This is a genomic window from Pseudomonas sp. BNK-44-b, assembly GCF_047456245.1.
Lineage (GTDB): Bacteria > Pseudomonadota > Gammaproteobacteria > Pseudomonadales > Pseudomonadaceae > Aquipseudomonas > Aquipseudomonas machongensis.
This window is the reverse complement of sequence record NZ_CP179908.1, coordinates 4,258,083-4,283,508: the sequence shown is the minus strand read 5'-3', so window position 1 is coordinate 4,283,508 and position 25,426 is coordinate 4,258,083. Positions and strand designations below refer to the sequence as shown.

At 63.4% G+C, this 25,426-nt stretch carries 12 protein-coding genes and 1 pseudogene; all 13 read left to right on the top strand.

Annotated features, from left to right (window positions below; translation table 11 throughout):
- The first annotated feature begins 128 nt into the window (after positions 1-128).
- The 13 genes and pseudogenes from cyoA to ACMGGG_RS19585 all read left to right on the top strand — a co-directional run bounded on the left by cyoA (position 129) and on the right by ACMGGG_RS19585 (position 25,423).
- Positions 129-1,073 (top strand): ubiquinol oxidase subunit II, encoded by a 945-nt coding sequence (gene cyoA / locus ACMGGG_RS19645; RefSeq protein WP_054892512.1) that lies wholly within the window; start codon positions 129-131, stop codon positions 1,071-1,073.
- A 3-nt stretch (positions 1,074-1,076) separates the two neighbouring features.
- Positions 1,077-3,095, top strand: a complete 2,019-nt coding sequence (gene cyoB, locus ACMGGG_RS19640; protein ID WP_063546100.1) for a cytochrome o ubiquinol oxidase subunit I — start codon at positions 1,077-1,079, stop codon at positions 3,093-3,095.
- Between the two features lie 3 nt (positions 3,096-3,098).
- Positions 3,099-3,722, top strand: a complete 624-nt coding sequence (locus tag ACMGGG_RS19635; protein ID WP_054892514.1) for a cytochrome o ubiquinol oxidase subunit III — start codon at positions 3,099-3,101, stop codon at positions 3,720-3,722.
- Positions 3,722-4,054: a cytochrome o ubiquinol oxidase subunit IV gene (cyoD, locus tag ACMGGG_RS19630; protein WP_054892515.1), complete on the top strand. Its 333-nt coding sequence runs from the start codon at positions 3,722-3,724 to the stop codon at positions 4,052-4,054. The genes ACMGGG_RS19635 and cyoD overlap by 1 nt, the downstream gene beginning before the upstream one ends.
- A gap of 11 nt (positions 4,055-4,065) precedes the next feature.
- The gene (gene cyoE / locus ACMGGG_RS19625; RefSeq protein ID WP_054892516.1) at positions 4,066-4,953 is read left to right on the top strand and encodes a heme o synthase; all 888 of its coding nucleotides are present in this window, start codon (positions 4,066-4,068) and stop codon (positions 4,951-4,953) included.
- Between the two features lie 120 nt (positions 4,954-5,073).
- On the top strand, positions 5,074-6,201 hold the full coding sequence (locus tag ACMGGG_RS19620) for a hypothetical protein (RefSeq protein WP_153774772.1): 1,128 nt from the start codon (positions 5,074-5,076) through the stop codon (positions 6,199-6,201).
- A 163-nt stretch (positions 6,202-6,364) separates the two neighbouring features.
- Positions 6,365-7,572 (top strand): annotated as a pseudogene (alaC, locus tag ACMGGG_RS19615) (alanine transaminase).
- A 198-nt stretch (positions 7,573-7,770) separates the two neighbouring features.
- The gene (locus ACMGGG_RS19610; protein ID WP_054892519.1) at positions 7,771-8,154 is read left to right on the top strand and encodes a YkgJ family cysteine cluster protein; all 384 of its coding nucleotides are present in this window, start codon (positions 7,771-7,773) and stop codon (positions 8,152-8,154) included.
- A gap of 311 nt (positions 8,155-8,465) precedes the next feature.
- Positions 8,466-22,451: an autotransporter-associated beta strand repeat-containing protein gene (locus ACMGGG_RS19605; protein ID WP_414154247.1), complete on the top strand. Its 13,986-nt coding sequence runs from the start codon at positions 8,466-8,468 to the stop codon at positions 22,449-22,451.
- Between the two features lie 481 nt (positions 22,452-22,932).
- The gene (locus ACMGGG_RS19600) at positions 22,933-23,082 is read left to right on the top strand and encodes a hypothetical protein (protein ID WP_162714425.1); all 150 of its coding nucleotides are present in this window, start codon (positions 22,933-22,935) and stop codon (positions 23,080-23,082) included.
- A 15-nt stretch (positions 23,083-23,097) separates the two neighbouring features.
- Positions 23,098-24,009 carry a dihydrodipicolinate synthase family protein gene (locus tag ACMGGG_RS19595; protein ID WP_063546097.1) on the top strand — a complete coding sequence of 304 codons (912 nt, stop codon included), beginning with the start codon at positions 23,098-23,100 and terminating at the stop codon, positions 24,007-24,009.
- A 14-nt stretch (positions 24,010-24,023) separates the two neighbouring features.
- A complete protein-coding gene (locus tag ACMGGG_RS19590; protein WP_414154246.1) occupies positions 24,024-24,404 on the top strand; it encodes an L-rhamnose mutarotase in 381 nt (126 codons plus the stop codon).
- Positions 24,401-25,423 carry a homocitrate synthase gene (locus ACMGGG_RS19585; RefSeq protein WP_414154245.1) on the top strand — a complete coding sequence of 341 codons (1,023 nt, stop codon included), beginning with the start codon at positions 24,401-24,403 and terminating at the stop codon, positions 25,421-25,423. Before ACMGGG_RS19590 ends, ACMGGG_RS19585 begins: the two co-directional genes overlap by 4 nt.
- The last annotated feature ends 3 nt before the right edge of the window (positions 25,424-25,426 follow it).

Sequence of the window (25,426 nt, the reverse complement as noted above, 5' to 3'; positions counted from 1 at the left end):
ACGCCCAGATCCAGCAGTCGGATCCCAGGCAGGCGCGGGTTCGAGCTCGAAATGCTAACGCTTGGCAGGACGAAGTGTTGGCGAACAAAACACATTGCATTGAAGCAAGCTGATCTAGAGGTCGTGAGATGAGTAAAAAGCGTTACCCCAGACTGTTTGGCATATTGCCCTTTTTAGGCATGCTTTTACTCAGTGGGTGCAACTGGACCCTGCTCGACCCGAAGGGCCAGGTCGGCATTGAGCAAAAGAACCTGATCCTCATCGCTACCGGCCTGATGCTGCTGGTCGTGGTGCCAGTCATCATCATGACCCTGGTCTTCGCCTGGAAGTACCGTGCTTCCAACAAGGCTGCCACCTACACCCCCGACTGGTCGCACTCGACCAAGATCGAAGCTGCGGTGTGGATCATCCCGATCCTGATCATCATCGCCCTGGGCTACGTCACCTACCACTCCACCCACAAGCTCGACCCTTATCGTCCGCTGGATTCCGATGTGAAGCCGGTGCAGATCGACGTGGTCGCCCTGGACTGGAAATGGCTGTTCATCTACCCGGAGCAGGGCATTGCCACGGTCAACAAGATCGTCTTCCCGGCTAACACTCCGGTCAACTTCCGCGTGACCTCCGACGCCGTGATGAACTCGTTCTTCATCCCTGCGCTGGGCGGCCAGATCTACGCGATGGCTGGCATGACCACCAAGCTGCACCTGATCGCCAACGAAAATGGCGAGTTCGACGGTATCTCCGCGAACTACAGCGGTGCTGGCTTCACCGGTATGAAATTCAAGGCAACCGCCACTTCGCAAGCCGACTTCGATGCATGGGTCGCGCAAGTGAAGGCTTCGCCGAAGAAGCTGGACAAGGCCGAATACGACGCCTTGGCCAAACCAAGCGAAAACAACCCAGTCGAGCTGTACAGCGAGGCTTCGCCTGACACGTTCCAGCTCATCGTCGACAAGTACGAAGGCATGAACCGTGGTCGTCCGAGCCACGAAGAAGCAGGCAGCAAAGACCTGGCCACTACCAAGGGTGTGGAAACGAGTATGCAACCAGCTGCCGGTGCAGAGGAGTAAGAGATGTTCGGTAAATTAAGCCTGGAGGCGATTCCCTATCACGAGCCGATAGTCATGGTGACGCTTGCCATTGTCGCGCTCGGGGGCCTCGCCGTCGTTGGTGCCCTCACCTATTTCCGCAAGTGGTCCTACTTGTGGACCGAGTGGCTGACCACGGTCGACCACAAGAAGATCGGGGTGATGTACATCATCGTCGCGATGGTCATGCTGCTGCGCGGCTTCGCCGACGCCATCATGATGCGTACCCAGTTGGCTGCCGCTACCGGCGGCTCCGAAGGCTACCTGCCGCCTGAACACTATGACCAGATCTTCACCGCCCACGGTGTGATCATGATCATCTTCATGGCGATGCCGTTCTTCACCGGCCTGATGAACCTGGCCCTGCCTCTGCAGATCGGTGCACGTGACGTTGCCTTCCCGTTCCTGAACTCCCTGAGCTTCTACCTGCTGCTGGCAGGTGTGCTGCTGGTCAACATCTCCCTGGGCGTCGGCGAATTCGCCAAGACCGGTTGGGTTGCCTATCCGCCATTGTCGGGGATCCAGTACAGTCCGGGCGTAGGGGTTGACTACTACATCTGGGCGCTACAGCTATCAGGCTTGGGTACGACACTCACAGGCGTGAACTTCCTGGTCACCGTTCTGAAGATGCGCGCACCTGGCATGAAGCTGATGGACATGCCGATCTTCACCTGGACCTGCACCTGGGCCAACGTGCTGATCGTCGCTTCCTTCCCGATCCTGACCGCCGCACTCGCCCTGCTGACCGTTGACCGTTATCTGGACTTCCACATCTTCACCAACGAGCTTGGTGGGAACCCGATGATGTACGTCAACCTGTTCTGGGCCTGGGGTCACCCTGAGGTGTACATCCTGATCCTGCCGGCGTTCGGCGTGTTCTCGGAAGTGACCTCGACCTTCTCCAGCAAGCGTCTGTTCGGCCACCACGCGATGATCTACGCATCGGGTGCCATTGCCGTACTGGGCTTCGCGGTCTGGCTGCACCACTTCTTCACCATGGGTGCAGGCGCCAGCGTCAACACCTTCTTCGGCCTGGCGACGATGCTGATCTCCATTCCGACCGGTGTGAAGCTGTTCAACTGGCTGTTCACCATGTATCAGGGCCGCGTGCGTTTCACTCCGCCGATGCTCTGGACCCTGGGCTTCATGGTCACCTTCTCCATCGGTGGCATGACCGGCGTACTGCTGGCCGTTCCAGGTGCTGACTTCGTGCTGCACAACAGCCTGTTCGTTATCGCCCACTTCCACAACGTGATCATCGGCGGCGCGGTGTTCGGCTACATTGCCGGCTTCGCCTTCTGGTTCCCGAAAGCCTTCGGTTTCACCCTCAACGAGAAGTGGGGCAAGGCGGCATTCTGGTTCTGGCTGTCCGGTTTCTACGTGGCCTTCATGCCGCTGTACGCGCTGGGCTTCATGGGTATGACCCGTCGTCTGAACCACTCCGACAACCCACTGTGGGAACCCTACCTGTACGTGGCCGTGGTCGGTGCAGTGCTGATCCTGTTCGGTATCGCCTGCCAGCTGATCCAGCTGTACGTATCGGTTCGCGACCGCAACCAGAACCTGGACGTCACCGGCGATCCATGGGGTGGCCGTACCCTGGAATGGTCGACTTCGTCGCCACCTCCGTTCTACAACTTCGCCCACATGCCCGAGAAGGTCGGCCTGGACGCCTGGCAAGAAGCCAAGGAAGCCGGTGTCGCCTACAAGGTGCCGGCCAAGTACGAAGCGATCCACATGCCGAACAACACCGCTACCGGTCTGTTCATGGGTCTGTTCCTGACCATCTTCGGCTTCGCTTTCATCTGGCACATCTGGTGGCTGGTGGGTGCGAGCCTGGTAGCAACCATCGCGGTCTTCGTTCGCCACGCTGCGCGTGACGACCAGGGCTACATGGTCCCTGCCGAAGAAGTGGCGCGCATCGAAGGCGAACGCCAGCGGGCCCTGCAGCTTGCCGGTGTACCTACCGGTGGCGCACGTGTCGAAACCTTTGAACGGGTGTAATCAATGTCCAGTCAAGTAATTCACGGCGATGCACATGGTCACGACCATGGGCACGACGATCACCACCACGACTCGGGCCAGATGACCGTCTTCGGTTTCTGGCTGTACCTGATGACCGACTGCATCCTGTTTGCGTCGCTCTTCGCCACCTACGCGGTGCTGTCCGGCAGTTTTGCCGGCGGCCCGTCGGGTCATGACATCTTCCAGCTCGACTTCGTGCTGGTCGAAACCGCATTCCTGCTGCTGTCCTCGATCACCTTCGGCTTCGCCATGCTGAAGATGTTCGCCGGTAACAAGGCAGGCGTACTGGGCTGGTTGGCAGTGACCTTCCTGTTCGGTGCAGGCTTCATCGCGATGGAAATCTACGAGTTCCATCACCTGATCGTTGAAGGCTACGGCCCGCAGCGCAGTGGTTTCCTGTCGGCGTTCTTCGCGCTGGTCGGTACCCACGGCCTGCACGTGACCTCGGGTCTGATCTGGATGGCCATCCTGATGTACCAGATCAACAAGCACGGCATCACGCCGACTGCCAAGACCCGCATGAGCTGCCTGAGCCTGTTCTGGCACTTCCTGGACGTGGTCTGGATCTGCGTCTTCACCGTCGTCTACCTGCTGGGGGTTCTGTAATGGCTAACGCACACGACACTCACCACGAAGGTAACCACGGCAGCGTGAAGTCCTACATGATCGGCTTCATCCTGTCGATCATCCTGACCGCGATCCCGTTCGGCCTGGTGATGTATCCGACCCTGCCGAAGAACCTGACCGTCCTGATCGTGGTGGCCATGGCCGTCATCCAGGTCGTGGTGCACCTGGTGTACTTCCTGCACATGGACCGCTCGAAAGAGCAGCGTTCCACTGTCTCGACGTTCCTGTTCACCGCTCTGGTAATCGCACTGCTGGTAGGCCTGTCGCTGTGGATCATGTTCAGCATCCACTACGAAATGTTGGCCAAGTGAGGTAAGACTGCATGTCCGTGAAGCACTTTATCCAAATCACCAAACCGGGGATCATTTTCGGTAACGTGCTTTCCGTGGCAGGCGGTTTCTTCCTTGCCGCGAAGGGCCATGTGGACTTCGCCCTGTTCCTGGCGGTGGTAGTAGGTACTTCGCTCGTGGTTGCGTCCGGTTGCGTGTTCAACAACTGCATCGACCGTGACATCGACCAGAAGATGGAACGTACCAAGAACCGCGTCATGGTCCAGGGCGGTATGTCGCTGCCCCTCGCACTGATCTACGCCACCCTGCTTGGGGTGGCGGGCTTCAGCCTGCTGTATGTCCAGGCCAACCCGCTGTCGGCGTTCTGCGCGTTGATCGGCTTCGTGGTCTACGTAGGCTTCTACAGCCTGTGGCTCAAGCGCAAATCGGTGCACGGCACCCTGGTCGGCAGCCTGTCCGGTGCCATGCCTCCGGTGATCGGCTATTGCGCAGTGAGCAACAGCTTCGACCTGGCAGCGGTCACGCTGCTGGTGATGTTCAGCTTGTGGCAGATGCCGCACAGCTTTGCCATCGCCATCTTCCGCTTCAAGGATTACAGCGCTGCCAACATCCCGGTCCTGCCGGTGGCTCGCGGTATCCTGGCGGCGAAGAAGCAGATCGTGCTGTACGTGCTGGCCTTCGTGCTCGCCACGCTGATGCTGACGCTGGGTGGGTATGCCGGTCTGGGTTACCTGGCCGTTGCGGCTGCCATGGGTCTGTACTGGTTGTACATGGCCTGGGGTGGCTACAAGGCCGAGGACGACAGCAAGTGGGCACGCAAGGTGTTCGGCTTCTCCATCCTGACCGTTACCGCGCTGAGCGTGATGATGTCGGTGGACAGCCAGACCGCTGCCGACGTGCTGATGACCTACGCACGCTGAAGCCTTCGCGCTTTACAAGAACCCGGCCTTTGGCCGGGTTTTTTGTTGGCAGATTTTCCGTCTGCGTGCAGGCGTTCGAACACACTAGTTTGGGCCTCCAAACCATCAGGAGGCATCCAAATGAGTGTTTTTACCGTCTATTTCTGTGGCACCGGGTCCCATCGTTTCGATGACAAGAACCCCAACTTCTGGAATGGTGAGCTGATCGCCACGCTGGCGAGCAATCACTCCGGCAGGGAATTCGTCGATTGGATCACAGTCGATGGCCCAGGCAGTGGCAACCTGCAGGACGATGCCCTGTTCGTCGATGACGGCGACTACTACAAAGTGACCGGCACCCTGTTCGGCAAGGGTTGGGATGAGAATGTGCAGCACGCCCTGCAGGTCATCAAGGGCAAGAGTACCTGGGCCCGCACCAAGCTCACCGAGCAGCAATACCAGAACCTGAAGAGTGCAGGCATTCCCATTCCTGATGCCGAGGCCGGCGGCTCGTGGTTCTGGCGCACTTACGACTACGGCGATCGCGCGGTGACCCCTCAGGCTTTGCAGGAGCAGTTGATCAAGCAACTGCGCAAACCGCTGATCCCGACCACGGTCAACCTGGTGGGGTGGAGCAGGGGCGGAATCAGTTGTCACATGCTTGCCAACGCCATGGCGCAAGACCCGGAGCTGTGCGATGTAAAGGTCAACATCTTTGCCATCGATCCGGTGCCCGGCGTGGGTAACGTGCAGTCTGAGCGTGTGCAACTGGGAGCCAACGTGAAGGAGTACGTGGGGTTCTACGCACGAGACGAGCGATCCAAAGGTTTCGCCTGTGTGGTGCCTGTCACTGCATACGGTACGCGTATGAGCGTTCTCCCGATGCCGGGCCGTCATGCAACGCTGGTGGGCAATGCTTCGATAGACGGCGCAGGTTCCGGCAAGGCACTGCCTGAACCGGGGATGATCGTACGGCACTTCGCCGAGGTTTGCCTGAAGCGTTGGGGTGTAACGTTGGACAAGTGTCTGGATTTGAGCGATGCGGCGCTGATGACCTATCACAAGACCATCGACGCGAACGATGAGCTCTACCGCGCCATGCGCAAGAAGTCCTATACCGTACTGACCGAAGGCACTGCCGATGAACGTATGGTTCACCGCGGCAGCATTGCCACGGAGTTCACCCAGGTGCGTGGCGAGCACATGGACCCCAGCGATGGGTTGAGCATCCAGCGCTTCGACTTGAACGCCTACAAGGCTTTGCGCTGAGTTACACGCTTACCCGCCAACGAGCGAGTCTCGCTGGCGGGGCTGCCAATCTGTCGGTAGCCCCTTTACAACGCCAGGGCAACCAGACTATTTTCTGCCTCGGCCACCGCAGTGGCCAACGTCGCTCGGACGGTTCCGGGCGCTTACGTCTCTCGAGGAAAGCATGGCCAACCCAGGTTCGCCGCGCCGCTTTGCGCGCATCGATCGTCTCCCCCCTACGTCTTCAACATCACTGCCGAGCTCAAGATGGCGGCACGCCGTCGCGGCGAAGACATCATCGACCTGAGCATGGGCAACCCGGATGGCGCGACCCCGCCACATATCGTCGAGAAGCTGGTGCAGGTCGCCCAGCGTGAAGATACCCACGGCTACTCCACCTCGCGCGGCATCCCGCGTCTGCGCCGCGCCATCTCCAACTGGTACAAGGAACGCTACGAGGTCGAGATCGACCCGGACAGCGAAGCCATCGTCACCATCGGCTCGAAAGAGGGCCTCGCGCACCTGATGCTCGCCACCCTCGACCATGGCGACACGGTGCTGGTGCCCAACCCAAGCTACCCGATTCACATCTACGGGGCGGTGATTGCCGGTGCTCAGGTTCGCTCGGTGCCGCTGGTACCGGGCGTGGACTTCTTCAATGAGCTCGAACGTGCGATCCGCGAATCGATCCCCAAGCCGAAGATGATGATCCTGGGCTTCCCGTCCAACCCGACGGCGCAGTGCGTGGAGTTGGACTTCTTCGAGCGTGTGGTCGCCCTGGCCAAGCAGTACGACGTGCTGGTGGTGCACGACCTCGCTTACGCCGACATCGTCTACGACGGCTGGAAGGCCCCCTCGATCATGCAGGTGCCCGGCGCCAAGGATATCGCGGTGGAATTCTTCACCCTGTCCAAGAGCTACAACATGGCGGGCTGGCGGATCGGTTTCATGGTCGGCAACCCCGAGCTGGTCAGCGCCTTGGCGCGGATCAAGAGCTACCACGACTACGGCACCTTCACTCCGCTGCAAGTGGCGGCAATCGCTGCGCTGGAGGGCGACCAGCAGTGCGTACGCGACATCGCGGAGCAGTACCGGCAACGCCGCAACCTGTTGGTCAAGGGGCTGCATGAGCTGGGCTGGATGGTCGAGAACCCGAAAGCCTCGATGTACGTCTGGGCCAAGATCCCCGAAGCTTATGCGCACCTCGGCTCGCTGGAGTTCTCCAAGAAGTTGCTGGCCGAGGCCAAGGTCTGTGTCTCGCCCGGTATCGGGTTCGGCGACTATGGCGATGACCATGTGCGTTTTGCCCTGATCGAGAATCAGGATCGTATCCGCCAGGCCATCCGCGGCATCCGTCAGATGTTCCGCGCCGACGGCCTGACCAGCAAGTAAGCCCCCGGCTCAAGCCGCAAGCAGGTCTGCGATGGCAGGCCGTTTGCGGCTTTACCTGCCGCTGGCAACATGGCGCTCGAGGGTCGCGACCAGCGGCCGTCTTTTTTTCATTTCCCCTCTATCCAGCCGCTCGTGCTTGGATTAAAAATGGCGCCGCGAGCGCCCGCTCGATAACAACAACTTCCCTTCCTGGCCATCATGTCCGAACAGAACCCTTGCCTGACCTGCGGCGCCTGCTGCGGCTACTTTCGTGTGTCTTTCTTCTGGGGTGAATGCCAGTCTTCGGGCGGGTTGGTGCCCGACGATCTGGTGGTGCAGATCAATCCGACCCGTGTGGCGATGATCGGCACAGACGCCAAGCCTTGCCGCTGTATCAGCCTGGACGGCGAGATCGGCAACAAGGTCGGGTGCACCATCTACGAGAATCGTTCCACCCCCTGCCGCGAGTTCGACGCTTCGTGGGAGAACGGGGTGCACAATCCCAGCTGTGATGACGCCCGTGCCGCCTATGGCCTGCCACCACTGACACCTCCCGGTGCCAACGAGCCGCACTGGCCTGACGATGGGGCAGAGGTCGCCTGAAAGTGAACGGCCGGATCATTTGCGAAACGGTCAAGCCCATCACGTTTTGCCTGCCGCGCACGACCGTTCGTCGGTTGGATCCAAGCGGCGCACCGCTGTAGCCCGCGAAATACGGGCTGCCTTGAAAAAGTATTAACACCATTTGACCGCCCCGGCGGAGCCTCACGCCTGCTCGCCAGCGGCTACACATTCCCAACAAGGAATCATGTAGCCATTGGTCAGGTGTTTCGTCGTCGCGTGTTCGACTAGCCGGCAACATTGCAGTGCGAGCGTTCAAGGACCGAACCACCTGATCCACGAAGGAGCTCTCCGTGGACAGAAGCGTCGCCTCCGTTTTGCCTACCCGTCTCTCCCATTTGTCGCTCGCTGTGAGCCTGGCTGTCGGAGGGCTGGCCTTCGGTCTTACGAGCGAGCAGGCCCTGGCTGCGTGCAGCGCGGCCGGGTCCATCATCACTTGCAGCGGTGCTGCCAACCCGCTGGCGCCGAGCTATAGCAATGGCGGTAGCGGCCTGACGGTCAACGTGAACCCTGGCGCCAGCCTGGGTACGCTGTTGGGCGTGGGAGGCACGTCGCTGTCACTGGCGGGCAACAACAATACGTTGAACAACTCCGGCACCATCGACCCTACGTTGCTGGGGTTGTTGAGCATCCAGTCCAGTGCTGTGCTGATCGGCAATACTGGTACCGGCAGCACGCTCAATATCAATAACAACGCCTCGGGGGTAATCAAGGGCACGGGTGCCTTGCTTGGCGCAAACCTTCTTAACCTGACGGGCATGGCGCTGGACGCGCGCAATGGTGCGGCCGGTACCACCACCATTACCAACGCCGGCAGCATCGGTTCCTCGGCGTTGCTTGGCCTCACGCTGCTCAGCGAGGACACGCCGGTCATCGCTGTGACCGGCGGGAGTACGGTTAACTTCACCAACACCGGCACCATCCTTGGACGGGCAGCGTTCGAGGCTTCTGCTGCGGGCAACACCTTTACCAACGCCGGCACCTTGACCGGCAGCTTGTCGATGGGGGCCAACAGCACCAACCGCTTCAATGCCATTACCGGTTCGAGTGTCGGTGCCGGGCTTGGTATCAGCGTTGCACTGCTGGTCACCAGTAATCCCAATTTGGGCTTCGCAGCCGCCGGCAAGATCGATGGCGGTGCCGGTGGCACCAACACCCTGGCCTTGCAGAATGCCATTGGTGGCGGTAGCGGAACCACCGGTTCCGGCACGATCAACGCCAACAACTACATCAACTTCAACCGCCTTATCGTGGACAGCGGGACCTGGAGCCTGATCGGCCAGGTGCTCAACGGCACCACCCAGACCACCCTCAATGGCGGTTTGATCAACTTCGACAATGCCAGCGCCTTTGGTACCGGCGGCATCACCGTCAACGGTGGCGGGCTTGCCGGTACTGTCGCAGGTCTGAGCCTGGCCAACGCCCTGACGCTCAACGCCGGCATCAACGTCGGCGGTGCTACCGACATGGCCCTCAATGGGGTCATCTCCGGCGTTGGCGGCTTGACCAAGACTGGCGCCGGCCTGCTCACCCTTGGGGCCACCAACACCTATAGCGGTGGTACCACCCTGGCCGCTGGCGGCCTCAACCTGACCAGCGCTGCGGCGCTCGGCAGTGGTGCGCTCACCGTCAGTGGTGCAAGCAGCCTGCAAGGCAGCGTGCCGCTGGTATTGAATAATGCCGTGGCGCTGAACGCGGCGCTGACCTTGCCCGGCAGCAACGCCCTGACCCTCGGGGGCGTGCTCAGCGGCACGGGCTCGCTGGTCAAGAGCGGCACCAGTAACCTGACCCTCAACGGCGCCAATACCTTCTCCGGCGGCACCAGCCTCGGCGGCGGCACGCTCACCCTCGGCAACAGCGCTGCCCTGGGCATTGGCGCGCTGACCCTGACCGGCAGCGGCGTGCTGGACACCACGGCCGCCATGACGCTGGCCAACGCGGTCAACCTCGGTGCCAACGCCCTGACCCTGACGGGCAACAACGCCCTTACGCTGGGCGGCGTGATCGCCGGCGCGGGTGGCAGCTTGATCAAGAACGGCGCCGCCGACCTGAACCTGAACGGCACCAACACCTTCAGCGGTGGCACCACGCTCAACGCCGGCAAGCTCACCGTCGGCGCCAACGCCGCGCTCGGCACCGGCGCCCTGACCCTGGGTGGCAACGCCAGCCTCGACGCCAGCACCGCAGTCAGCCTGGGTAACGCAATCAACCTCGGCGCCAACACCCTCAACCTGTTGGGCACCAGCGCCACTACCCTGGGCGGGGTGATCAGCGGCACCGGTGCACTGGTCAAGAACGGCGCCGCCGACCTGGCGCTCAACGGCAACAACACCTTCAGCGGCGGCCTGACCCTCAATACCGGCAAACTCACCGTGGGTAACAACAACGCCCTGGGCGGCGGTGCCCTGACCCTGGGTGGCAACGCCAGCCTCGATGCCAGCACCGGGGTCAGCCTGGGCAATGCCATCAGCCTGGGCGCCAATACCCTCAACCTGCTGGGCACCAGTGCCACCACCTTGGGTGGAGTGATCAGCGGCACTGGCGGGCTGGTCAAGAACGGCGCCGCCGGCCTGACCCTCAACGGCGCCAACACCTTCAGCGGTGGCACCACCCTCAACGCCGGGGTGCTGACCGTCGGTAACAACAACGCGCTGGGCACCGGTGCCCTCAGCCTGGGCGGCAATGCCAGCCTCGACGCGGGCGTGGCGGTCAACCTGGGCAACGCCATCAATCTGGCGGGCAACACCCTGAGTGTGGTGGGTAGCAACGCCACCACCCTGGGCGGTGTGATCAGCGGCACCGGTGCATTGGTCAAGAATGGCGCCAGCAACCTCACCCTCGGTGGCACCAATACCTTCACAGGTGGCCTGACCCTCAACGCCGGCACCCTGACCCTGGCCAGCGCTGCGGCGCTGGGCACCGGCGCGCTGACCGTGGGCGGCGCATCCACACTCGCCAACAGCGCGGCGATGACCCTGAACAATGGCGTCAGTCTCGGCGCCAACCTGACCCTGGCCGGCGCCAACAACCTGAGCCTTGCAGGCAACCTGAGCGGTACTGGTGGCCTGATCAAGAATGGGGCGAGCACCCTGACCCTGAGCGGCAACAACACCCAGAGCGGTGCCACCGCGCTCAACGCCGGCACGCTGGTGGTCGGCAGCGCCACCGCCCTGGGCACCGGCGCACTCAACGCTGCCGCCAACACCACGCTGGATTCGTCGGTGGCCGGGCTGACCCTGGGCAACGGGCTTAACCTGGCCGGCAACCTCAACCTCGCCGGCAGCAACGACCTGACCCTGGGAGGCGTGATCGCCGGTGTCGGTGGCCTGACCAAGAACGGCAGCGCTGCCCTGACCCTCAACGGTGCCAACACCCAGATCGGCGCCACCAACCTCAACGCCGGTACCCTTGTGGTCGGCAGCAACACGGCCTTGGGCTCTGGCGCGCTGAATGCCGCTGCCGGTACCCACCTGGACGCCAACGCCGCAGTCAACCTCGGCAACGCCGTGAACCTGGCCGGTGCCCTGACCCTCGACGGCACCGCCAACCTCGGCCTTGGTGGCGTGATCGCCGGTGCCGGTAGTCTGGTCAAGAACGGTGCCGCCACGCTGACGCTTTCCGGTCCCAACACCTACCTGGGCGGCACGACCCTCAATGCCGGTGGCCTGGTGCTGGGCAATGGCGCCGCACTGGGCGTCGGCAAGTTGACCGTGGCAGGTGCCGGTAGCCTGGATACCTCGGCTGCGCTGACCGTTGGCAACGCCGTCACCCTGGATGCCGACCTCACCCTGGCCGGCAGCAACAACCTCAACCTCACCGGTCTGGTCGACGGCACCGGCCGGCTGATCAAGAACGGCACCAGCACGCTCACCCTCGGCGGGCTGAACACCTATGCCGGTGGCACGCTGCTCAACGGTGGCGCCCTGGTGCTGGGTAATGGCAGTGCCATCGGCACCGGCGATCTTACCGTCGGTGGCGCCGCGAGCCTGGACAGCAGCGCTGCACTGAGCCTGGGCAATAACATTGGCCTGAACGCCGACCTTACCCTCACCGGCAGTAACGCGCTGACCCTCGGCGGTGTGGTCAGTGGGGCAGGGCAGTTGGTCAAGAACGGCAGCGCCACTGTGACCTTGAACGGGGCCAACACCTATGCCGGTGGCACCACGCTCAACGCGGGTGGCCTGGTGATAGGCAACGGCAACGCCCTGGGGACCGGCGCCCTGACCGTGGCCGGCGCCGCCAGCCTGGACAACAGCGCGGTCGCTACCCTGGGCAACGACATTGCGCTCAACGCCAACCTGACCCTCGGCGGCAGCAACAACCTGACCCTTGGCGGCATCGTCAGCGGTACCGGAGGCTTGATCAAGAATGGCCTGGCCGACCTCACGCTGACCGGCAACAACACCTTCAGCGGTGCCGTCGACTTGCTTGGCGGCACCCTGACCACCGTTGGTACGGGTGCGCTGGGCAACGCCTCGGCGGTCAATGTCGGCGCTGGCGCCAACCTCAACCTTGGGGCCAGCACCACGGTCGGCGGGTTGAGCGGTGCCGGCGCGGTGAGCGTGGCGGGGGGCAGTGACCTGACGGTCGGCGGCAACAACCTCAATAGCGTATTCAGCGGCGCCCTGGCCGGTAGCGGTGGCCTGATCAAGGCTGGCACCGGTGCTCTGGAACTGTCCGGCGTGAACGTGCTTGGCGGCGCCACCACGGTCAATGGCGGCCTGCTCAATGTCAGCGGTTCGCTCGCCAGCTCCGGCGTACAGGTCAATGTCGGCGCCAGCCTGGGCGGCACCGGCAGCGTGATCGGCCCTGTGGACATCGCCAACGGGGCGCACCTGCTGGCCAACAGCGGCGCGACCCTCAACACCGGTGCGCTGACCCTGCACAGCGGCTCGATCCTCGACTTCGGCCTCGGCTCGCCCTCCACGGGCGGCACTGCCTTGGTCAACGTCAACGGCAACCTGACTCTCGACGGCACCCTCAACGTCACCGATCTGGGTGGTTTCGGCACCGGTATCTATCGGCTGTTCGACTACACCGGCGCGCTGGTCGACAACGGCCTGCTTGTTGGCGCGTTGCCGGGTAGCGTACTGCCGGGCGATGTCCAGGTGCAGACCGCCATCGGCGCGCAGATCAACCTGCTGGTGGGCGGTGCCACCGGCACCGTGCAGTTCTGGGACGGTGCGCAAAGCGTGCCGAACGGCGTCATCGACGGTGGCGCCGGCACCTGGGACGGCAGCAATACCAACTGGACCGACATCAACGGTGTGCTCAACGGCAGCTGGGCCAGCGATTTCGCCGTGTTCCAGGGCACCGCTGGCGATGTCAACGTGGTGGGCACCCAGGCTGCCACCGGTCTGCAATTCGTCACCAATGGCTATCGCCTGATCGGTACCGGTGGCCTGAATCTGGTCAATGGCAGCAACGGTGCATTCGCCGTGCGTGTCGATCCGGGCGCTACTGCGACGATCAACGTCGGCCTCTCCGGCAGCGGCCAACTGGCCAAGCTCGACACCGGAACCCTGGTGCTGAACGGCGCCAACAGCTACACCGGTGGGACCTTGCTCAACGGCGGCACCCTGGTGGTAGGCACCAACACCGCCCTGGGTACTGGCGCGGTCAGCGCCGCAACGGGCACCACGCTGGACAGCAACACCGCAGTCACCCTTGGCAACGCCCTGGCCCTGAGCGGCGCCCTGACCATCGCTGGCAGCGCCGACCTCGGCCTGTCTGGTTTGGTTTCGGGCGCCGGCAGCCTGGTCAAGAACGGCGGTGCCAACCTGACGCTGGGCAATGCCAACACCTACAGCGGCGGCACCACCCTTGCCGCTGGCACCCTGACCCTGGGTAACGACCTGGCCCTCGGCACGGGCGGCCTGAACGTCACTGGTGCCTCCACCCTCGCCACCACGGGTAACGTGGCGTTGGCCAACACCGTTGCGCTGAACGCCAACCTGACCGTGCCAGGCACTGGCAACCTCACGCTCAACGGCGCACTCAGCGGCACCGGTGGGCTGATCAAGACCGGCACCGGCGTGCTCACCCTGAACGGCAGCAACAGCCAGCAGGGTGTTACCAGCCTCAATGGCGGCACTCTGGTGGTTGGCAGCAACACCGCCCTGGGCACTGGCGCGCTGAATGCCGCGGGTGGCACAACCCTGAGTGCAGGCGCCAACGTGACCCTGGCCAATGCGCTCAACCTGGCGGGCAACCTCACCATCGCCGGCGCGCAGGACCTGGTGCTAGGCGGCAACATCATTGGCGTCGGCGGCCTGACCAAGACCGGCAGCGGCACACTCACCCTCAATGGCACCAATGGCAACCTGGGCAACGCCAACCTCAACGCGGGCACCTTGGTGCTCGGCAGCGCAAGCGCGCTCGGCCTCGGCCAGCTCAACGCGGCTGCGGGCACCACGCTCGATAGCAATACGGCGCTCACTATCGGCAACACCGTCAATCTGGGCGGCAACCTCACCATCGCCGGCAGCAACGACCTGGGCCTGGGTGGGCTGGTCACGGGCGCTGGCAGCCTGACCAAGAATGGCGCCGGCAACCTCACCTTGAGTGGCCCCAACACCCTGTCCGGTGGCGTGACCCTCAACGCCGGCACCCTGACCCTGGGCAATAACTCGGCACTGGGCCTCGGCAACCTGACCGTCGGCGGCGCCAGCAACCTGGCCACCACCGGCGCCCTGATCGTGGCCAATCAGGTCACGCTCAACGACACCCTGACCCTGCCTGGTAACAACGACCTGGCCCTGAGCGGCGTGATCAGCGGTACCGGCGGGCTGACCAAGACCGGCACCGGCAACCTGACCCTCGGTGCCGCCAACACCTACCAAGGCACCACCACGCTCGCCGCAGGCACCCTGACCCTGGGCAACGGCAGCGCGCTGGGCGCTGGCAACCTCTCGGTGACCGGCAACAGCACCCTGGCCACCACCGGCGCCCTGCAAGTGGCCAACGCCATCGGCCTGGGCACGGGCGCCACCTTGGGCGTCAACAACGCCCAGACGCTGACCCTCGACGGGGTCATCAGCGGCGGCGGCAGCCTGAACAAGACCAGCACCGGTCAACTGGTGCTCAACGGCGCCAACAACTACACCGGCGGCACCTCGCTGCAGGCCGGCAGCCTGCTGCTGGGTAACGCCAGTGCCCTGGGCAGTGGCGCCCTGAACGTCACAGGTGCCGCAGCCCTCGACGCCAGCCAGGCCCTGGCTCTGGTCAACGCGGTCAACCTGACTGGTGGCAATCTTACCCTCGGTGGCAGTCAGGCCCTCACCCTCAACGGTGTGGTTTCCGGCGCCAACGCACTGGTGAAGAACGGCGCCGCCGGCCTGACCCTCAATGGCAACAACACCTACAGCGGCGGCACCACCCTTAACGCCGGCACGCTGACCGTCGGCAGCAATACCGCGCTGGGTACCGGGGATCTGAGCACTGCTGCCAACACCTCCCTCGATGCCAGCGTGAACGTCGCATTGGCCAACAATGTGCACCTGGGCGGCGCGCTCAACCTGCCAGGCACCGCCGACCTGACTCTCAACGGCGTGGTCGACGGTGTCGGTGGCCTGAACAAGGCTGGTGCCAGTACCCTGACCCTCAATGGCGCCAACAGCTACCTGGGCGGCACCACCCTGGGCGCCGGGCAACTGGTGGTGGGTAACGACAACGCGCTGGGGCAGGGCGGCCTCACCGTCGCGGGGGCCTCCACCCTGAGCAGCGGCGTCGCCGGTACCACATTGGCCAATAACGTCACCCTCAACGCTGGCCTCACCGTCGCCGGCACCAACGACCTGACCCTCAACGGAGTGATCAACGGGACCGCCGGGCTGACCAAGAACGGCAGCGGCAACCTCACGCTCAACGGTAACAACGGCTACCAAGGCGGCACCCAGCTCAATGCCGGGCGCCTGACCCTCGGCAGCAGCGGCGCCCTGGGCACCGGCACCCTCGACGTGACCGCCGACGCCACCCTGGCCAACAGCGCGCCGATGGCACTGGGCAATACCATCGCCCTGAGCAACGGCGCCAACCTGACCGTCGACGCCGCCAATGCCCTGATCCTCAGTGGCGACCTGGGCGGCACAGGTAACCTGGTCAAGGCCGGTGCCGACGATCTGACCCTGGTCGGCGTCAAGACCTTCACCGGCAACGTCGATATCCAGGCCGGCTCGCTCACTACGCTCGGCAGCGGCGTGCTGGCCAACGTCGACACCCTCAACATCGGTGCCAGTGGCCAGCTCAACCTCAATGGCAACACCAGCCTTGGTGCCCTCACCGGCAGCGGCAACGTCGATGTCGGCGTTGGCAGCACCCTGAGCCTGGGCAGCAACAACGTCAGTACGACCTTCGCGGGTGCCCTCAATGGCTCGGGCGGCCTGGCCAAAGATGGCACCGGTACCCTGACCCTCACCGGTACCAGCAATCTGGCTGACAACACGCAGGTCAACGCTGGCACCCTGAAAGTCGATGGCAGCCTGGGCAGTAACCTGCTGACCGTCGCCAGCGGCGCAACCCTCACCGGCAGCGGCTCTGCCAATGCCTCGGTGGTGATCGACAACGGCGGCCACCTGGCAGGCCAGAGCGGCGGCACCCTGGGCCTCGGTTCGCTGGTGCTCAACAGCGGATCGATCGTCGATGTCGGCCTGGCTTCGCCAAGCACTGGCGGCACCGCGCTGTTCAATGTCGGCGGCAACCTGACCCTCGACGGCACCCTCAACGTCAGCAATATCGGTGGCTTCGGCAACGGCGTGTATCGCTTGTTCGACTACGCCGGTGCGCTGACCGACAACGGCCTGGACTTCGGCACCCTGCCGCTGGGCGTGAGCCTTGGCGATGTGTCGCTGCAGACCGCCCTGGCCAACCAGATCAACCTGCTGGTCAGCTCCAGCGGCCTGAACATCCAGTTCTGGGACGGCAGTCAGACTGCCCCGAACGGCCAGGTCGATGGTGGCACCGGCGTGTGGAACGCCGGCAACACCAACTGGACCGACCTCAACGGCACCGTCAACACCACCTGGGGCAGCACCTTCGCGGTGTTCCAGGGCACGGCAGGTGACGTCACCGTCGACGGCAGCCAGAGCGTCAATGGCATGCAGTTCGTCAGCAACGGCTATCGCCTGCTGGCCGGGACCGCCGGCCTGCTCGACCTGGTCAACGGCAGCGGTGGCGATACCAGCGTGCGGGTCGATCCCGGCGTGATCGCGACTCTCGAGGTTGGCCTGGGCGGTGTCGGCAAACTGAACAAGCTCGACACCGGCACTCTGGTGCTCAACGGCAACAACAGCTACAGCGGCGGTACCCAGCTCAGTGGCGGCACCCTGGTGCTGGGCAGCAACACCGCGCTCGGCACCGGCCTGCTGGACACTGCCAGCGGTACCACCCTGGACACCAACAAGAGCGTGAGCCTGGCCAATGCGATCACCCTCGCCGGCCCGCTGAACCTGACCGGCAACAACGACCTGGCGCTCACTGGCAACATCGGTGGCGCCGGCAGCCTGGTCAAGGCCGGTACTGCGCAACTGGCCTTGTCCGGCAACAACAGCTACAGCGGCGGCACGGCGCTGAACGGCGGCACCCTGGTGGTAGGCTCCAACACCGCCTTGGGGACCGGCTTGCTCAGTGCGGCGGCAGGCACCAGCCTGGACAGCAGCCAGGCTGTGACGCTGGCCAACAACGTCAACCTCGCCGGCAACCTCAACGTGCTGGGCGGCAATGACTTGAGCCTCGGCGGCACCGTTGCTGGCGCTGGCCGTCTGATCAAGTCCGGCAACGCGCGGTTCAGCCTGCTGGGCGCCAATACCTTCAGCGGCGGCACCGAGCTGCAGGCCGGCACTCTGGTGGTCGGCAACAACGGCGCGCTCGGCACAGGTGGCCTGGACGTGACCGGCAATGCCAACCTCGACAGCAGCACTGCGGTGACGCTGGCCAATCCGGTCAATGTCAGCGGCGTCCTCAACGTGCTGGGCAGCAACGACCTGCAACTGGCCGGTGTGCTCAGTGGCAACGGCGTGCTGAACAAGAACGGCCTGGCCGATCTCACCCTGTCGGGCAACAACACCTTCAGCGGTATCCTCAACATCCTTTCTGGCAGCCTGAGCACTATCGGCACCACCGCGCTGGGTACCCAGAGCGAGTTGAACGTCAGTACCGGCGCGAGCCTCAACCTTGACGGCAACACCACCCTGGGCGAGATCGGTGGCACCGGCGCGATCCAGATTGCTGCAGGCAACAGCCTCAACGTCGAAGGCGGCGTGTTCGATGGCAACATCAGCGGCACCGGCACGCTCAACAAACTCGGCGCCGCCACCCTGGCCCTGAGCAGCAGCAACAGCCATACCGGCAATACCAACGTGCAGGCCGGTGGCTTGAAGGTGGATGGTTCGCTCGCCAGCAGCGCGGTCAACGTTGCCAGTGGTGCGACGCTGTCGGGTGCGGGCAACCTCGGTGGGGCGGTGACGGTCGCCAGCGGCGGTAGCCTCGCTGCCGCCAGCGGCGCGACCCTGAACGCGGGCAATCTGGCGCTGGATGCCGGTTCGAACTTCAACGCCGCGCTCGGCACGCCGACCGGCGGCAATTCGCCGCTGGTCAACGTTGCCAACAACCTGACCCTCGGTGGCACGCTCAACGTCACCGACATCGGCGGCTTCGGTGCAGGCGTCTACCGCCTGTTCGCCTACGGCGGCAGTCTGATCAACAATGGCCTGGCCTTTGGCACCACGCCCGTTCCAGTGACCGACCTCACCGTGCAGACCGCCGTGGCCAATCAGGTCAACCTGGTGGTTGGTGGTGCCAGCAACGTGCTGTTCTGGGACGGTAGCAACACCGTCGCAAACGGTGTGATCGAGGGTGGCAGCGGTGTCTGGGATGCCACCAACAGCAACTGGACCGATGCCAACGGCGTACTCAACAGCACCTGGAACGACACCTTCGCAGTGTTCCAAGGCACTGCCGGGACCGTCACCGTCAACGGCAGCCACAGCATCACTGGCCTGCAATTCATCACCGATGGCTACGTGCTCAACGCAGGCGCAGGCGGCGAACTGCTCACCAGCACCAGCGGCACTACCAACCTGCGGGTCGATAGCGGCGTCACCGCCACCCTCAACGTGGCTCTCAACGGCACCGGCAACGTGGCCAAGTACGATGCCGGCACGCTGGTGCTCAATGCTGCCAACGGCTACAGCGGCGGCACCGCGCTCAACGGCGGCACCCTGGTGGTCGGCAACGACAGTGCGCTGGGCAGCGGCACGCTGACCGCCGCAGCGGGCACCACCCTGGACAGCAACACTGCCGTCACCCTGGCCAACGCCGCGGTACTCAACGGCGCACTGGCCATCGGCGGCAGCAACGCGCTGACCCTCAACGGCGATATCAGCGGTGCTGGCGGGCTGGTCAAGAATGGCGCAGGCCTGCTGACCCTGGGCGGCAGCAACAGCTACAGCGGCGGCACCCAGATCAACGCGGGCAGCGTGGTCGGCAACACCACCAGCCTGCAGGGTGCGATCCTCAACAACGCGGCGCTGACCTTCGAGCAGAACGCCAACGGCAGCTACACCGGCAACCTCACTGGTAGCGGTACGCTGACCAAGAACGGCAGTGGTGAACTGCTGCTGACCGGTGTCAACGGCTTGACCGGTGCCACCACCGTCAATGCCGGCAGCCTGCTGGTCAACGGACGCCTGGACAGCGCCACGGTACAGGTCGCTACCGGCGCTCGCCTGGGCGGCAGCGGCACCTATGCCGGGGCTGTGCAGATCGCCGACGGCGCCACCCTGGCCGCGGGCCAGAGCAGCACACCGCTGACGGTAGGCAGCCTGAACCTGAGCTCCGGCAGCGCCCTGGACTTCTCGCTCGGGGCGCCAGCGGCGTCCACTACGGTAGTCAAGGTCGACGGCAACCTGATGCTTGACGGTACGCTGAACATCACCAATGCCGGCGGCTTCGGCACCGGCGTCTACCAGCTGTTCAACTATGGCGGCGCACTGACCAACAACGGCCTGGTATTCGGTGCCATTCCCGGCAGCGTGGCGCTGGGCGACCTGAGCCTGCAGACCGCCATCGCCAACCAGATCAACCTGGTGGTGCAAGGCGCGGGCGACCAGTTGCAGTTCTGGAACGGTGGCAAGACCAACCCGGATGGCAGCATCGGTGGCGGCAGCGGCACCTGGGGCCCTGGTACCAACTGGACCAACTCCAACGGCACCACCGGCGAAACCTGGAGCGATGCCTTCGCTGTATTCGGTGGCCAGCCTGGCACCGTCACCGTGGTCGGCAACCAGGCGTTCAGCGGCATGCAGTTCCTCAGCGACGGCTACCAGGTGGTGCCGGGCACAGGCGGCAGCCTGACCCCGGTCAACGGTGCCGATGGCAGCCTGGCCCCGGTACGGGTCAACGCAGGTGCCAGCGCCGTGATCAGCGCGCCACTGGTAGGCACTGGCGGTATCGAAAAACTCGACGCTGGCACGCTGTTGCTGACCGGAGCCAACACCTACAGCGGTGGCACCATTGTCAGCGGCGGTACCTTGGCCGGTAACACCACCAGCCTGCAGGGCAGCATCACCAACAACGCCAACCTGGTGTTCGCGCAGGGCACCAACGGCACCTTCAACGGCACCCTCAGCGGTACCGGCACCACCACCAAACAAGGGGCGGGCAGCCTGTTGCTGACTGGCAACCAGCCGTTCAGCGGGGCCTTCAACGTCAACCAGGGCACGCTTCAAGTCGGCAATGCCGACAACCCAGGCACCTACCTTGGCGCCCAGGTCACCGTGGCCAACGGCGCGGCGCTCACCGGCAACGGTACTGTCGCCAGCCTGACCAACCACGGCACTGTGCTGCCAGGGCCTGCGGGCAACCTCAATGTCAGCGGCAACTTCACCAACGCCAGCGACGGCAACCTCGTCATCGACCTGGGCACCGCGCCGGTGAACTACCTGAATGTCGGCGGCACGGCCAACCTGGGCGGCAGCCTGACGGTGGCCAACCTCGCCGGTGGCAACGGGCAGTACACCGTGGTCAGTGCAACTGGCGGCATCAACGGCACCTTCGCCAGCAACAACCTGATGAACTCGGCGTTCCTCAACAGCTCGCTCGACTACGGTGCCAACCAGGTGACCCTGTCGGTCAGCCGCAACGGCAACGCGTTCGCCGATGTCGCGGCCTCCAGCAACCAACGTGGTGTCGCCACGGCCCTGGAAAGCGCCGGTGCGCCGACCAGCCTGCGCGACAACATCCTGCCGCTGGACCGTCAGGCCGCGCAGTCGGCGTTCGACAGCCTGTCCGGGGAAATCCACGCCAGCACCGCGACCGTGCTGATCGAGGATTCGCGCTACATCCGCGACGCGGTCAACGACCGTATGCGTCAACCGGATTGCAGCCGCGAGGACGATCCACGCCGTACCCTGGCGCCAACCGCCAACCAGCAACTGACCAGCGAAGGTTGCCAGGGCCAGGCCGTGGGCTGGATCCGCGCCATTGGCGGCTGGGGTGACTACGACGGCAGCAGCAGCCATGCCAGCGTCGACCGTGACCTGTCGGGCTTCATGCTCGGTGTCGACCGCGCCCTGGACGATCAGTGGAAAGTCGGTATCGCTGCCGGATACACCCGCAGCAGCATCGATGCTCACCGTCGTCAGTCGGACGCCAGCGTCGACAGCTACCACCTGGCCACCTACCTGGGTTACCAGATGGATGCCTTCGCCGCACGCCTGGGCGCCAGCTACACCTGGCATGACATCGACACCAAGCGCGATGTCCAGGTGGGCAGCTACGACGACCGCCTGAAAGCCAAGTACAAGGCGCGCAGCGCCCAGGTGTTCGGCGAGGTGGGTTACGCCATCGACGCTGGCGGTATCGCCCTGGAACCGTTCGCAGGCCTGGCCTATGTTAACTACGACAGCGACAGTGCCCGTGAGAAGGGGGGCGACGGCCGCCTGAAGGCCAGCGTCGATCAGGACGTGACCTTCTCCACCGTCGGGGTGCGCGCCGGCAAGCGCATCAAGCTGGACAACGGCAGCGAGATCACACCACGGCTGTCGGTTGGCTGGCGGCATGCCTTCGGCGACACCAAGCCCGATGCCGACGCTCGCTTCATCGCCGGTGGCGCTGGCTTCAGCACCGAAGGCGTACCGATCGCCCGCGACGCTGCGGTGGTCGAGGCCGGTGTCGACCTGGCTGTCGGCCAGAGCGGCAAGCTGGGGGTGGGGTACTCCGGGCAACTGTCCAGCGAGAACCGCGACCATGGCGTGGTGCTGAGCTTCAGCATGGGCTTCTGACGCGACATTGCAGTTGGGGTACTACAGGCGCCGTTCGCAAGAACGGCGCTTTTTTTTGTCAGAGCGAAACTGTGCAGGGCGTCAAGAGGCGAAAAATCACAGGCGAATTTTACATGTCCTGTTTGAATTGATTCGGGCGGGCCGGGCATTCAACTAGAGCTATCCAGTTGGTGTGTGCCGATTATTACGCTGCTTTAATTGGGTGGGTGGTCACGCCAAGAGGATCGTTGACCCCATTGGCGCGCCACTTTGCCAGGGCGAGGATTTATTAACTCTTGTTACATTTTTGTAATAAGTAGAAACAGATGCACCGCGTATTAATATGCATTTTTTTCTTTTTCCAGCGTCGGTAACAGGTTGATACAAATACCAATTCGACAATATTCAGGACGAGCCATTTAATTGCCACCGACTTCCAGTCATGCCGATTTGCAACTTTTTGGATGTTGCACCTTTATTAGGTAGTCGTCGGTATGTCGCCATGGAAATCGACAACGTATTGAAACTTTCGGCGCGGTTTTCTGGCGTTGAACATGCACTTTATCGATGGGTGAAGGCCTGTCGTGAGGCTTTCGAAGTTGCCCTTCAGGTACTTCGCTGTGCTGTTTCTGTTGTCTACGTCAACATTTGATAAGGAGTATCAAACATGACGCAACGCCCTCTTCAAGGCGTCCTTCCGGTCGCCATCCTGCCTTACAACAGCGACCTGTCCCTGGACACCTCCGCCCTGCGCCTGCAGATCGAGCACATTCTGCATACCGGCTGCGATGGTGTGGTGATCGGGCAGATTTCCGAAGTTTCCCGACTGACCACCGCCGAGCGTTTCAGCCTTGCGGAACTGATTGCCGAGCAGACCGCGGGCAGGGGCCTGTCGATCATGAGTACGGGCGGCGAAAGCATTGCCCAGGCTGTGGAGTATTCGCGTCAAGCTGAGCGCGCCGGCTGTGATGCCTTGCTGGTGATGCACCCGTCGATGTGGGCGCTGGATGACGAGCAGATGTATACGTACTTCGCCAACGTCATCGAGAGCGTACAGGTGCCGGTGCTGGTGCATCATGCCAAGTCCCTGGCCAAACGCCCGCTGTCGATCGATGTGCAGGCACGCCTGCTCAAGGCGTTCGGCCCCGAGAAGGTCCAGTTCAAACCCGAGTCGGCGCCGACTGCACCGAAGGTCTCGCTGCTTCGTGATGCCACTGCAGGGCAGGCGCGGATTTTCGAAGGTGATGGCGGCATGATGCTGGTCGACACTTATCGACGCGGCTTGGCCGGGGTGATCCCGGCCACCGAGATCGCCGAGATCACCGTGGCCTTGTGGCGCGCCCTGCAAGCAGGTGACGAACGTCTGGCCCGAGCCATCGGCTATCCGCTCTCCTACCTGATGTGCCACATGATGGCGAGCATCGACTGCTACCTGCAGTTGTCCAAGCACTTGCTCAAACGCCGTCAATTGATGAGCAACACTTTGATCCGCCCACCGGTGGACTTCACCATGGACCCGGAAACTCTTCGGGAAGTCGAGAAAGTCTACGACCAACTTCTCGAATTCGTCAGCCAGTAATAAGGATATTACTCATGAAGCGTTTTGGTTTTTCGATTCAACTGAGCAGCGAACAAGCCGTTGAGGCCTACAAGATGCTGCACCAGGATGTGCCGTCGCAAATTGCTGGCGAACACGGTGTGCTGCGTGAAATCGGCCTGCAACGTATGTCGATCTACCTGCTGCCACCCAATACCTTGTTCATGCAGGTCGAGGCGCACGAGGCGTTCGATCCGCTGCGCGATTTCACCCACGCCTTGTCGGTCCACCCGGTCATCCAGGCCTGGGACGACCGCATGCATGGCGCCGAAAGCCCGCTTCTCAAACGCATCGCCGGCAACCAGACCGAGCTGAACTGGTGGCGTCTGGAGCAGGTGTACGACTGGGCGATCGAACAGGTGAGTGGGCAGAAATGACCGGGCGAAAACAGTCATTCGTGCTGATGGATTGCACCTTGCGTGACGGCGGCTTCCAGACCGATTGGCGGTTTTCCGATGCCATGGCGCGACAGTACTTCGATACCTGTCACGCCATGGGCGTGGACATGGTCGAACTGGGCTATCTGAACCTCGCCGCACCGGGCACTCCGGTAGCTATGGGGTCTTACAAGGCGCTCCCCGAGTCGCTGAGCGAGCAGCAGCGCGAACTGGTCAAGCCGGGGACGCTGCGTGCAGCGGTGATGATCGATGCGTGGCGTATCCTCGATCTGCCGACCCATGAGGTCGCCCAGGTCATTCTCTCGGCAGTGGCTCGTGCGCCGTTTCGCATCGAGGTCTTGCGCATCGCCGCGATGAGCAGTCAGTTGGATGCCAGCTTCGCACTCGCCCAGGTATTGGCTGAAAGCGACCTTGCCGTGATGATCAACCTGATGCAGGTCGCCGAGCTTTCGCCCGAGCAACTGGCGCGCGATCTGCGCGGCCTCGGCCAGGTACCGATACAGGCGTTCTACTTTGCCGACAGCTTCGGACGCATGCTGCCGGAGCAGGTGCACCGCGTGCTGCGCCAGGCCGGCGAACTGACTGACCTGCCGCTCGGTTTTCATGCCCATGACAATTATGGGCTGGCAGTCGCCAACACGCATGCGGCACTGCAAGCCGGAGCTCGTTACGTCGACGGAACCTTCGCCGGCATCGGTCGCGGTGCGGGCAATGCGCCGACCGAGACCTTGGCCTTGCTCAAGCCCGGCCAGCAGGAAATGGCGTCCTGCGAGCGGTTTCTCGCCGAGCACATCGAGCCGCTGCGACAAGAGGCCAGCTGGGGCTACTCGCCGACCTACCGCTGCCAGGCAAAACACAACGTGCACCCGACCTATGCGCAGAAGTTGTTCGAAGGTGCGCCGCTTTCGGCACTCGAGCGCATCGATATTCTCGGGCGCATCGCCGGGCACGCGGGGGCAGGGAAGTACGACCCGAGTATTCTCAACCACTACATGTGAGTG

Coding starts and splice junctions, on each gene's coding strand:
- cyoA (WP_054892512.1), top strand. CDS start 129: ATGAGTAAAAAGCGTTACCCCAGACTGTTTGGCATATTGCCCTTTTTA.
- ACMGGG_RS19590 (WP_414154246.1), top strand. CDS start 24,024: ATGAAGCGTTTTGGTTTTTCGATTCAACTGAGCAGCGAACAAGCCGTT.
- ACMGGG_RS19585 (WP_414154245.1), top strand. CDS start 24,401: ATGACCGGGCGAAAACAGTCATTCGTGCTGATGGATTGCACCTTGCGT.
- cyoD (WP_054892515.1), top strand. CDS start 3,722: ATGGCTAACGCACACGACACTCACCACGAAGGTAACCACGGCAGCGTG.
- ACMGGG_RS19620 (WP_153774772.1), top strand. CDS start 5,074: ATGAGTGTTTTTACCGTCTATTTCTGTGGCACCGGGTCCCATCGTTTC.
- ACMGGG_RS19595 (WP_063546097.1), top strand. CDS start 23,098: ATGACGCAACGCCCTCTTCAAGGCGTCCTTCCGGTCGCCATCCTGCCT.
- cyoE (WP_054892516.1), top strand. CDS start 4,066: ATGTCCGTGAAGCACTTTATCCAAATCACCAAACCGGGGATCATTTTC.
- ACMGGG_RS19610 (WP_054892519.1), top strand. CDS start 7,771: ATGTCCGAACAGAACCCTTGCCTGACCTGCGGCGCCTGCTGCGGCTAC.
- ACMGGG_RS19600 (WP_162714425.1), top strand. CDS start 22,933: ATGGAAATCGACAACGTATTGAAACTTTCGGCGCGGTTTTCTGGCGTT.
- ACMGGG_RS19635 (WP_054892514.1), top strand. CDS start 3,099: ATGTCCAGTCAAGTAATTCACGGCGATGCACATGGTCACGACCATGGG.
- cyoB (WP_063546100.1), top strand. CDS start 1,077: ATGTTCGGTAAATTAAGCCTGGAGGCGATTCCCTATCACGAGCCGATA.